This window comes from Pseudomonas sp. MG-9, assembly GCF_018729515.1.
In the GTDB taxonomy this organism is placed as follows: Bacteria; Pseudomonadota; Gammaproteobacteria; order Pseudomonadales; family Pseudomonadaceae; genus Aquipseudomonas; species Aquipseudomonas serboccidentalis.
This window is the reverse complement of record NZ_JAHHZH010000018.1, coordinates 1-2,391: the sequence shown is the minus strand read 5'-3', so window position 1 is coordinate 2,391 and position 2,391 is coordinate 1. Positions and strand designations below refer to the sequence as shown.

The 2,391-nt window shown below is 56.1% G+C and carries 3 protein-coding genes and 1 pseudogene; all 4 read right to left on the bottom strand.

Annotation, left to right across the window (positions count from 1 at the left end):
- Positions 1-425: pseudogene (locus tag KKQ10_RS28270) on the bottom strand (tail fiber domain-containing protein); the annotation flags it as partial.
- Between the two features lie 23 nt (positions 426-448).
- A complete protein-coding gene (locus KKQ10_RS28265; protein WP_215502980.1) occupies positions 449-1,111 on the bottom strand; it encodes a hypothetical protein in 663 nt (220 codons plus the stop codon).
- A complete protein-coding gene (locus KKQ10_RS28260; RefSeq protein ID WP_215502979.1) occupies positions 1,108-1,464 on the bottom strand; it encodes a hypothetical protein in 357 nt (118 codons plus the stop codon). Before KKQ10_RS28260 ends, KKQ10_RS28265 begins: the two co-directional genes overlap by 4 nt.
- A gap of 3 nt (positions 1,465-1,467) precedes the next feature.
- A partial coding sequence (locus KKQ10_RS28255) for a DUF1983 domain-containing protein (RefSeq protein ID WP_215502978.1) occupies positions 1,468-2,391 on the bottom strand: 924 nt, incomplete at its 5' end.

Here is a 2,391-nt window from a genome sequence, read left to right as displayed (position 1 = left end):
AGTTCGGTGATGTCGCTGTTGGCACCACTCTTCGCGGCAGCCAGACCAGCTCGTGCTGTTGGCTGGTCATTGCCACCGGTGCCGCCTTTTTCGACGGGTAAAATCTCATAATTGCCGGTAGTGCCCAGTGCAGCCATTTTTGCGCCGTAGGTGTTTACCCAGTCGCGGACCTGATCAGCCAGAGCCTTCTCGTAACCTTGGATCGGCGCGATCGCATAGGACGCGCCAGAAGCAGTAGCCCCCAAATACGGAGGGATGATCGAAATCACGGTATCGCTGGCGACGTTGCCCAGCTCGTATTGACGCCCGTCAGGACCAATAAAGGCGTCCCCAATCCGGGTGTTTGCCGCGAAGGCTGTGTTTACACCGGTCACGGTGTTTGAATTTTGGGTGACAGAAACCGTACCCAATCTGTGCCAGGGCATTAAATACCTCCAGAGGAAAAGAATCAGGCCAGTAATTTGGCGCAGAGAAATGGTCGGTGGCCTTGATCAGTCCAGGCTGTAAAAGCAAGGCTGTACATCATGATTCGGCCGTTTGCATAATCGACCCCGAGAGCACACCCGCCACCGGTTCCGTCGTTGTGACAATTCATCGTGAATGGGTTTAGGGAAACGTACTCCCCTACTCCAAGGCTTTTATTTATCCCCCAGAAGTACCGGCGGCCTACGCTCAACTGCTCGGTTCCAAGATACGTCCAGTTACCGGCGGCAAACGTCACAACCACCGCAGGCGCTCCGCTGTCGTAAACGAGCGATCCTGCACCGTCCCATAGCCTCATACCGTACGCAGCGGTGCCCATAGAGGCCCATGCAGCCACGAAGTACTGACCGCTGAGGGTTTCATTCACCCGTGAGGCGTTCATGGCAAAACCCGTCCAGTTACCCGGGCCTCCCGTGAACCAAACTGAAATGGGAACCTGAATCGCGCCGCCCTGGTCAGGACGAATGAACACCATCGGCGGGTCTTGGCTGGTAACCGCCCGAGCAAATGTGCCCGATGCGCTTGCCACTCCTGAATAGGTGCCCTTAGTGAGCACGCAAAGCCTAGGTGCCTCTGAATCGATCTGGACAAATGAATTGTCATTGATGCTTTGGAATCCAAAGGTCATGTCAAATACCTGATCGCGTACCCTTTGGCGACAATCCTTGATTGAATCGTGGAAGCGCTGGTGGAAGGGTTTTTCGGACGTACCACAACCTGACCCACAGAGGTGGTTACATACGGGTAGGACTTTTGATTGCCGCTGCCGTCGGTCTCCGCCGATTGCACGTCCTGTGCCCTCGTCGGGATGATCATGAACACGCAGTTGGCTGGGTTGAAACCCGGAATATTCAGCGTGTAGCTGGGCACGGAACCACTGAAATCAATCACGCCCTGCCAGATCACCTGATAGGTGAAGCTGTTGGTGTCCATGGCGAGCTGACCACTCTCGTTGAAGACACGAAGGCCAAATAGAGCCATTTATTACCCCAGATAGCCGAGACGAACACGCAGCACGTTGTTGGCGTCGTAGACCGAAACGTTCAGTGAATTGATCACCAGACGCCCCTGCCCCGGGACAATGCCGTTTATTTCAAGTGTGCCGTCTTTGTTCAGGATCCAGCCTTGCTGGCCGGCGATGTAGTTGGTTGAGCTGATGTAGCTGCCGATCTTGGCGTTGGTGATGCTACCGTCCAGGATAAATGTCGATTGCATAAACACCTGTCCGCCCTGAACCGCAAACGGCACCGAGATGGCTCCGCCGGCGATGGTATTCACAATGGCGAACCGGTCAGCCGCGACCAGGAACTGGCTTTGCAGTCCGGCTCCGGTGTTTTCGATGCCAAGGCCGATACCAGCGGCAACGTACTGACCATTTGCGGTGACCTGCATCTTCACCGACCACATCGTCGACAACTTACCAGCCGTATCCGCATAAGCAGTGGACGTCTGTTGGATCGCCGCCGTGTTCTGCTGAATGTCAGACCCGTTTTTTCCAACGGTGACGCTTATCTGCTCAATCTTGGTAGCAGTCGCTGAGCTATTCGTCGTAACAACCTGCTCAAGCGAGGTGATATTTGCAGCGTTCAGGCCAACCGCCGCGTCAAGCGTGGTGAGGCGCCGGGCTGACGCCTCATTTTCGGAGGCGCGGACTTTTTGCTCGGTTGCGATCGCCGCCGTGCTGGTCCAACCCTTTATGGCGTCGGCCAAATCACCCTTCCCGCCATCGTCACGAGAGGACGCACGAAGTGCTTGAAACGCTGTCGCCTGAGCGGTGACAACGCCGTCGAGTTCGGAGATATCGGCGGTATTGGTGGCGACTTGTTGTGCCAAGCCATTGACCGTTTCCACGGTCTGCCCGACGTCCAACCAGTAGAGCGGGTTCGGCGGTGGCATGTTGAGCGGTAC